The 7,228-nt window shown below is 28.1% G+C and carries 9 protein-coding genes; 1 reads left to right on the top strand and 8 read right to left on the bottom strand.

The features are described 5' to 3' along the window. Positions 1-7 precede the first annotated feature (7 nt). On the top strand, positions 8-763 hold the full coding sequence (locus AABM47_RS09565) for a LytTR family DNA-binding domain-containing protein (protein WP_338410703.1): 756 nt from the start codon (positions 8-10) through the stop codon (positions 761-763). 94 nt (positions 764-857) lie between these two features. Here AABM47_RS09565 and AABM47_RS09560 read toward each other — a convergent pair whose 3' ends face one another. The 8 genes from AABM47_RS09560 to AABM47_RS09525 form a co-directional block, all read right to left on the bottom strand. Continuing rightward, entirely contained in the window at positions 858-1,631 is a 774-nt protein-coding gene (locus AABM47_RS09560; protein ID WP_338410701.1) for a CDP-alcohol phosphatidyltransferase family protein, read from the bottom strand. Between the two features lie 53 nt (positions 1,632-1,684). Further along, positions 1,685-2,713 (bottom strand): COX15/CtaA family protein, encoded by a 1,029-nt coding sequence (locus AABM47_RS09555; RefSeq protein WP_338410700.1) that lies wholly within the window; start codon positions 2,711-2,713, stop codon positions 1,685-1,687. Between the two features lie 285 nt (positions 2,714-2,998). After that, entirely contained in the window at positions 2,999-3,166 is a 168-nt protein-coding gene (locus tag AABM47_RS09550) for a hypothetical protein (RefSeq protein WP_338410699.1), read from the bottom strand. Positions 3,167-3,329: 163 nt separating this feature from the next. Then, positions 3,330-4,745 (bottom strand): HD domain-containing protein, encoded by a 1,416-nt coding sequence (locus AABM47_RS09545; RefSeq protein ID WP_338410698.1) that lies wholly within the window; start codon positions 4,743-4,745, stop codon positions 3,330-3,332. Between the two features lie 57 nt (positions 4,746-4,802). Continuing rightward, positions 4,803-5,372 carry an L-threonylcarbamoyladenylate synthase gene (locus tag AABM47_RS09540; protein WP_338410702.1) on the bottom strand — a complete coding sequence of 190 codons (570 nt, stop codon included), beginning with the start codon at positions 5,370-5,372 and terminating at the stop codon, positions 4,803-4,805. A 70-nt stretch (positions 5,373-5,442) separates the two neighbouring features. Further along, complete coding sequence (locus AABM47_RS09535) at positions 5,443-6,126, bottom strand: glycosyltransferase family 2 protein (RefSeq protein WP_338410697.1); 684 nt, start codon at positions 6,124-6,126, stop codon at positions 5,443-5,445. Positions 6,127-6,179: 53 nt separating this feature from the next. Then, on the bottom strand, positions 6,180-6,359 hold the full coding sequence (locus AABM47_RS09530) for a glycosyltransferase (protein ID WP_338410696.1): 180 nt from the start codon (positions 6,357-6,359) through the stop codon (positions 6,180-6,182). An 11-nt stretch (positions 6,360-6,370) separates the two neighbouring features. Beyond that, positions 6,371-7,228 (bottom strand): glycosyltransferase family 1 protein (locus AABM47_RS09525; protein WP_338410695.1); only part of this gene is annotated, 858 nt, incomplete at its 5' end.

The following is a 7,228-nucleotide window of genomic DNA, read 5'->3' as shown; positions in this document are numbered from 1 at the left end:
AAAAAAAATGAATATAATAATAATTGAAGACGAAAAACCAGCAGCAAGATTGTTGCAACGCAAAGTTGAAAAATTAGGTTTAGAAGTACATACACTTTTGCATTCTGTGGAAGAATCTGTAGAATGGTTTCAAAATAATAAGCATCCCGATTTAATCTTTTTAGACATTCAACTTTCGGATGGCTTATCATTTGAAATTTTTGAACAAATTGACATCAAAAGTGCCGTCATTTTTACCACGGCTTATGACAAATATGCGTTGCGTGCTTTTAAGCTAAACAGCATTGATTATTTATTAAAACCTATTGATGAAGAAGAGTTGGAAATTGCCATAAATAAATATAAAAATCAGGTTCAAAAAAACACTGTTTCTTCATTGGATTTTGATATGATAAAAAAAATGATTTTGGGCACCGAAACCAAAGAATACAAAAGCAGATTTTCTGTAAAAATTGGGCAACAACTTAAGGTGATTTTAATTGATGAGGTCGAATGTTTTTATAGCGAAAATAAAGGAACCTATTTGCATACTTTTGAAAATCGTAATTATCTTTTAGACTTAACTTTAGAACAAATAGAAGAGGAGTTGAGTCCTAAAGATTTTTATCGCGTTAGCCGAAAATTCATCATTCCTTTAAAGGCTATTAATGAAATTCAGGTTTATAGTAATTCAAGGTTAAAACTTATTTTACCTTCTTATAAAGAAGAAGAAGTTATAGTTTCAAGAGAAAAAGTTTCTGATTTTAAGACTTGGATTGGATAAAAAAGTATATTAATTTTTTAATTGAATTAATAGGTCTTAATTTCTTGATAATCAATTAAATAAAAACTAACTATAAAAATTATCTATTGCATTTTTAAGCCTTTATAAAGCATTTTCGTATGCCAATAAAAACAAAGATTAGAATTGTAAATATTATGAAAAACGGTACAATAAATTCAATTAAATTTAGCGGTAACATTATCGCAATTATCAACAATTGAAAACCTAATCCATAGGCAGATAATGAAGTCATAAACCAATTGGGAAACGTTTTAACCTTGTAAGCATCCTTATCTAAAAAGTGAATAATTTTATCAAAGATACCATAAACAACGGTGTAGATTCTGAATAAAATATCAACCGATTTTTGACTTTCACCAGGTAAAGCTTTAGGCGATTTGTATTCGAAAATTTTACTTGTTGAGTCACCACCAACCGATTTATTTCTTAAAATTACATAGTAATAATTGTATAAAGTGCCCTGTAATTGTATGCCAAAAAAGGCTAAAATGGTATACAAAAATGAGGCATTTGAAACATGATAAATAGCCATAAAAAACATAAAATTTAATACAATATCAAACACACTATCAAGGTATCTTCCGGTATAAGATGGCGTTTTTTTTATACGAGCTAATTCGCCATCTGCAGCATCAATAATTGACTTCAAAATAATGAAGAATCCAGCTGCCAAATAATACTGATTTAGGATGCAATAAACTGCAATTAATCCTGAAATACCAAAAAGTAAGGTTACGTGAATTGGAGTAAATTTGGTATTTTTTAAGTACAAAGCAAAAGCTTTTCCAAAGGTTCTTCCATAGTCTGATAAATCTAAGAATTTATCTTTTTCGGCAAGTTTTGACATGTGTAATAAGCAAAAAAATGTGACAATATAGTCAGATTGCGAAGATAGTCTTTTTATGTGTTTTTGGGAAGTTTAATAGTGTTTTCTAAAACTAAATAAAACTGAAACCCAAATAAAAGTGATGCCAATACAATATGCACTGTTTGTGTTCCAAAAGGGAAATCAAAATAATACATTAATATTCCAGATAAAATTTCTAATATAATTAGGGCTATTACATAATTTGTTTTCTTAAAGTTTAAGTTTAGTTTTGAGTTCAAATACCAAAGGTAAATACCTGAAAGCGTTACTAATATTGAAAAACTTCTGTGAATATAAAAAATTAATGTTGGACTTTGCAACCAAAGTTCTTTGGGCATTCCTGTTTTAGAAATAGTATCAATAAATTCTCTAACTGATGTGCCAAAAATCACTTGAATAATAGACAAGCTTATAGAAAATAACACTACTAACTTGAATTTTTTATGATACACAAATGAATGTGTTTTTTTGTCTTTTTGAAAATAGAATATCAAATACAATTGAAGTGCCACAATTAAAAAGGCAACCAACATGTGCGTAGTTATTTTAACTGGACTCAAAACCGAGTCGACTACTGTTTTGCCTAACCAAGCCTGAAAACCCATTAAAAGACATATAATAAAAGCAAAGACTAGTAACTTTTTATTGATTTTCCAATACCAAAAAGCCAAAATAAAACTTGCAAAACAAGCCAAACCTGCCAATGCTCCAAATAATCTATTGATATACTCAATCCAAGTGTGCAAAGGATTAAAAACCGCATAATCATGTTTCGTATATCCTTCCCAATTGGATTTTTCAAATTGATTTGAAGATGTAAAACTAGTTTTTGAGACTAATAAGGATTCGTCTTTTATAATGACCATTCCTTTTTTGTATTCTTTATTTGGAGTAAACAATAATTCACTTTCTTGTGTTGGTGGAATATAATATCCAAAGCATTTTGGCCAATCTGGGCAACCCATTCCAGAACCTGTCATACGAACCAATGCACCAGCGATTATGACTAAATACACTAAAACTAATGCTGCTTTTGTAATAGGTAAAAAATATTTTTTCATTTGTTTATTTTGTTGGAAAATCTTGTGGGTTTTGTCTATTATTCCAAATGTCTAAAACTACTATTTCAGTTGAGGTAACTTTAAAAATTATTTTAAAATGACTTATAATAATGTATTTAATGTTTTCTTTTATTGTTATATAACCAATTTCTGATCTTGAGCTTGTTTTTTTTTAATTTTCATTAAAAAGGCTATTTAATTTATTGCTATATAATTTAGACTTATTGCGATTATTTCAATAATGAAAAATATCTTTTCTTGATTGTCGAGCCTCGACAGACCAAATTAATCTTCTAGCCATGCTTGTATTTCAATTTGAGCTTCTTCGTCAGAAATACACTCTCTATTTTTATATTGTTTTATTGCACTATTAATTTTTTCTTCTTGCCACTCATTAAAAACCAAAATTTCTTTCTTTTTTTCATAAACAGAAGTGGGTTCATTTACTTCCATTTTTAATTGTATTTTTTAAAAACTCTTCCATTTTCAACAACAATTTTACATCTTCACAGGCTGTAATTTTTTGAATTATTTCTAATTTTAATGCTGCTAAAGCCATAAAAACTAATTTTTAGTAAAAATAATAAAAAGAATTTTATTTTAGAAAAAACCTAAGTTAAACTTTTTTTAAACCCATTTTTTTTGCTCTTTCTAAAATAAATTGATATGCTTCATTATAATCATTTGCAATTTCTCCTTCTAAAATAGCTTCTTTAACAGCTTCTTTTAACATCCCAATTTCTTTAGAGGGTTTTAGTTTAAATAGTTCCATTATTTCCTCCCCTGTAATAGGAGGTTGAAATTGTCTAACATGATCTCGTTCTTCTACTTCCACTATTTTTTGTCGGACTATATTAAAATTGTTATGGTATTTTTTAAATTTATTAGGGTTTTTTGTTGTAATATCTGCTTCACAAAGTGACATCAAATCATCTACATCTTCACCAGCGTCAAATACTAAACGTCTTACGGCAGAGTCAGTTACAATGTCTTGAGATAAAACAATTGGTCTTGAACTCATGGTAACCATTTTTTGTACAAACCTCATTTTTTGATTCAAGGGCATGTGTAGTCTTAAGAATATTTTTTTTACCATTTTACCTCCTAAAAACTCGTGACCATGAAAGGTCCATCCTAGTTTTTTGTTAAACCTTTTGGTAGGCGCCTTCCCAATGTCATGTAATAATGCAGACCATCGCAGCCAAACATCATCTGTTTTAGGGCAAATATTATCTACAACTTCTAAGGTGTGATAAAAATTATTTTTATGGGTGTGGCCTTCTATTTCCTCTACATTGTTTAATGCAGTCAATTCGGGTAAAATTATATCTAAGAGTCCAGTTTGATACAACAACAAAAATCCAACAGATGGTACATCAGTAGATAATATTTTGTTAATCTCATCCACAATTCGTTCTCCAGATATGATGCTTATTCGATCCTTATTTCGAGCTATAGCTTCTAAAGATTCTTTTTCAATTTCAAACTTCAGTTGCGTTGCAAAGCGTATGGCACGCAACATGCGCAAAGGGTCGTCAGAATAGGTGATGTCGGGGTTTAAAGGTGTTTTTAGGGTTTTAGTTTCTAAATCAGCAACACCATTAAAAGGATCTATTAAAGTGCCATAATTATCTTCATTTAAAGAAAAAGCTAATGCATTAATTGTAAAATCACGTCTTTCTTGATCGTCTTGTAATGTTCCAATTTCAATTTTTGGATTTCTGCTTTCGGTTTGATAACTTTCTTTTCGAGCGCCAACAAATTCAATATCCGTATCTTTATAACGGAGCATTGCGGTTCCATAATTTTTAAAAATTTGTACTTTGGGTTTGTGGGGCAATAATTCTGATACTTTTAGCGCTAAGTCAATACCGCTTCCTATTGCAACTACATCGATGTCTTTTTTTAAAGGTCGGTTTAAGAGATAATCACGAACAAAACCACCAATTACATAGCTGTCAATATGTAGCTCATTACTGGCCTGTGCAATGGTTTTGAAAATAGGGTTATTTAGTGCTTTTATGTAATTCATTGATTTTATTTCAAGTTTCAGATTCGAAATGAAGAGTCTTAAACATTAAGCTGTTGTTTACTTACGAATAACTTTTACTTGTGCATCTAAACCTAGTTTTATTATTGTAGATGGATTTTTGCATACCTTTTCGTGATGTAAATTTACTACATAGTCAACACCTTTTAAAATTTCGGTGCTTATTTCTTTAAAAGTTTTTGGTGTATACATTCCAGATATATTTGCAGATGTTGATACTAATGGTCTTTTCATTTTTTCCATAAGTTTAAAACAAAAAGGTTCTTTTACGATTCGGATAGCTAAACTATTGTCTTCGGCAATTAAATTTTTAGCAACGTTTCTTGGTTTATCTAAAATTAAAGTAGTTGGTTTTTCAGATAAATCTAAAATTTCCCATGCTACTTCTGGTATGTCTTTGAAAACATTGTAAACCATTTTTTCAGAATTCATCAAACAAATCATGCTTTTACTTTCTTCACGGTTTTTAAGGGCATATATTTTAGCTACGGCTTTTTCATTAGAAGCATCACATCCTATACCCCAAACGGTATCTGTTGGATAAAGAATTATTCCGCCTTCTTTAATTATTTCGTATGCGTTATGTATTTCGGTGTTGATATTTGAAATCGTTTGCAAAGTTTTTGTTTTTATTTGAGTTAAATATTGAATGAAATTTTTTTTTCAATTTTATAATTATTTATCTGTATTCTTGTTTGTTTTTCATAGAATCTGTTAATGGGGCTCCTTTAAATAAAATTTTAAATAAATGCCAGTATTTGGGTTTAAAAAAACTTGTAATAAAGTAACGAATTTGTAAATATGTTAGAAGAATTTTATAGTTTAAATAGCCATAATGTTTTCGAATAACATAGAGTAAAGATATTTTTAATTCGCTTTTAATAGTAATATTTTTAGGTGTGCTTGCCCCATGATAATGAATAAATTTAGCTTCGGGTATTAAATATGCTTTTTTATTTATTTTTAGTAGTCTTAAGCACAAATCTGTTTCTTCGTAATATAAAAATATATTTGGATCAAATCCCTTAACTGTTATAAAATCAGAGGCTCTAATCATCATAAAACTCCCTGATATCAATTGCCCTTTTTGCGTTTTTGAATATAAAAAACGTCTATTTGGATATTCTTTTGGATTTATAAATTCTAAAAATTTTCTACCTAATATTTCTTTCTTTAGAGAACTAAAATGGTCTAAAGTTGATAGAAATTCACCTTTTGTTGTATAATTTTTTGGCCCGCAGACTCCGATATGTTGATTGTTTTCAATTTCTCTTTTTAATATTGATAAACAATCATTTAAAAACACCACATCATTATTAACAAATGCATAATATTTTGCGTTGGCATGTTTTACGCCAATCATATTTCCACTGCCAAACCCTGAGTTTATATTATTTCTTACTAATTTTAAGTTATTTAACTGGTTTTTTTTATATACTTCTCAAGTAAATTATAATCTTCATTATTAGAGCAATTGTCTACAATTATAATTTGATAGTCTATGTCTTTTGAAGTTTTATTATATATACTTTCTATACAATTAATGGTATATTTACTTGTATTATAATTAATTAATATGATTGCTATTTCATGCATTAGTAATGATTTTAATACAACAATTCTCTATAAACATTTAGATATTCTTTAGCTGCTTTTTCCCAACTGAAAAAATTAGCACGTTCAAATAATTTATTTTCCATTATTGTTTTATTATTTTCAAAATGTTTTAAGTTTTCAATTACATTAGTCCTCATATAATTTGGCTCAAAATTGTCCCAATAATAAGCAGCATCACTACCTATTTCTGGCAATGAAGTTAAGTTTGATAAAAAAACAGGTTTTTTAAATTTCATGGCTTCAATTGGAGGTAATCCAAATCCCTCTCTTATTGAAGGAAATAAAAAAGCGGTACAGTTTTTAAAATAGTATTGTTTTTGAGTATTTGTTACTTTTCCTGTCAAGAAAACTTTGTTTTCGAGCTTTAATTCTTTGATTAATTCTCTAATTTTATTGCCGTATTTTTTAGTATTGTTTCCTGAAATAATTAAATTAAAATCATCAAAATTGACCATCATTCTTACAATAACTTCAAAATTTTTTCTTTCAATAAAATCTCCAATTGAATAAAAAAAGGGCTTCTCAAAATTAAATTGATTACTGCAATTTGAAATGTTTAAAAACTCAAAAACAGGGTTACCATTATAAATTATTACTTCTTTTACTTTTGGAACATCAAAATATTTATGCGTTTGATCTTTTGCATATTTTGAAATGTATGTTATTGCATCAGCTCTTTGAAGTTTCTCTATAAATAATTTATTTCTTTTGTGCGATAAATCTTTTGAAACTTCTTCAATGAAATTTACATCATGAACTGTTAATACATATTTTGATGAATAATGAGGTTCAATTTTGGTATTTTGATTTAAAGAATGCCATAAATTATATTTATTTCTATTATAAAA

The sequence above is a fragment of the uncultured Flavobacterium sp. genome, from assembly GCF_963925415.1.
Classification (GTDB): Bacteria; Bacteroidota; Bacteroidia; order Flavobacteriales; family Flavobacteriaceae; genus Flavobacterium.
This window is presented reverse-complemented; position numbering and strand designations above follow the sequence as displayed.